Below are 1294 nucleotides of genomic sequence, written 5' to 3' on the forward strand. Positions count from 1 at the left end.
CAAGGCCGCGATGTAGTCAAACAGGTCCAGGTCAGGCTCAATCGGCAGGGCCTGGCGGCTGAGGCCGATCCGTGAAGCCACCACGCCGTGGCCGGACCGCGTGTCCACGCTGCTGGTCATCAAGACCACCTTGCGGCCCTGAATTTCGTAATTATGGGCAACCTTCAAAATTTCGATCGTTTTGCCGCTGCCCATTGCTCCGTATTCGAAGAAAAACTGTGCCATATTCTCCACCTTTGTTTTAATCTCGCTCAAATTAGTATAGTGTATTTTGCAAAAGTTTAAAAGCTTCGCATTTTATCCACTAAACTTTTCGTCTTATGGTAAGATTTATCATAGTCTTAATGCAAGAATAGGAAGTTAATCATGAGTTTTAAATCCAACATCGCAACTTTTGCCGGCAAGTCCTCCTACTGGTTCCTGCACAACGTGCTCAAGGGCGGCACCAGTTTCCCTGGCAAGCTGGCCATGAAGCTTGACCCAAACGTGTTAGAGCAGCTGGGCCGGGACTATGAGACCATCATCGTCACCGGGACCAACGGCAAGACTATGACCACGGCCCTGATCACCCAAACGCTCAAGGAAAAGTACGGCGACATCCTGACCAACCCATCCGGGTCCAACATGGCCCAAGGGATCGTGACCGCCTTTCTGGCCCATGGCCAGAAGAAAGTCAGCCGGAAGCTGGCGGTTTTGGAGGTCGACGAAGCCAACGTCAAGGCCGTCACGCAGCTGGTTCATCCAAAAGCCTTCGTCTTGACCAATATCTTCCGTGACCAGATGGACCGCTACGGGGAAATCTACACGACCTACGAAAAGATCGTCGACGGCATCAAGCTGGCCCCTGACGCAACCATCATCGCCAACGGGGACGCCAGCATCTTTTCTTCCGTCGACCTGCCGAACCCGAAAGTCTTTTTCGGTTTTGAAACCGCCCAGGACCAGCCGCAAAACGACCTGAAGGCTGCCGTCAACACCGACGGGGTCCTTTGCCCGAAGTGCAACCAGATCCTGCACTACCACGCGATTTCTTACGCCAACCTGGGCGACTTCTTCTGCCCTAACTGCGGCTACAAGCGGCCGGAGCTGACTTACCGCTTGGAAAAGATCAGCCAGCAGACTCCAAGCCGGATCAAGTTCACGATCGAAGGCAAGGAATTCGCCATCAACATCGGCGGCACCTACAACATCTACAACGCTTTGGCTGCCTTTGCCTGCGCCAGAGAGTTCGGCGTCTCTGCCGATGAGATCGCGGCTGCTTTTGCCAAAAACAAGCGGATTTTCGGCCGCCAGG

2 protein-coding genes are annotated in these 1294 nt (G+C 53.8%); one reads left to right on the forward strand and one right to left on the reverse strand.

Features of this window, described 5'->3' with window-relative positions; all coding sequences use genetic code 11:
* On the reverse strand, positions 1-225 hold a 225-nt coding region (locus lacNas_RS13205; RefSeq protein ID WP_507762797.1), incomplete at its 3' end, for a thymidine kinase.
* Positions 226-366: 141 nt separating this feature from the next.
* On the opposite strand from lacNas_RS13205, the gene lacNas_RS13210 reads away from it, so the two are divergent.
* Positions 367-1294, forward strand: a 928-nt coding sequence (locus tag lacNas_RS13210) for a Mur ligase family protein (RefSeq protein ID WP_201346941.1), incomplete at its 3' end; no start/stop codon positions are given.

It is taken from the genome of Lactobacillus nasalidis, assembly GCF_016587775.1.
Classification (GTDB): Bacteria; Bacillota; Bacilli; order Lactobacillales; family Lactobacillaceae; genus Lactobacillus; species Lactobacillus nasalidis.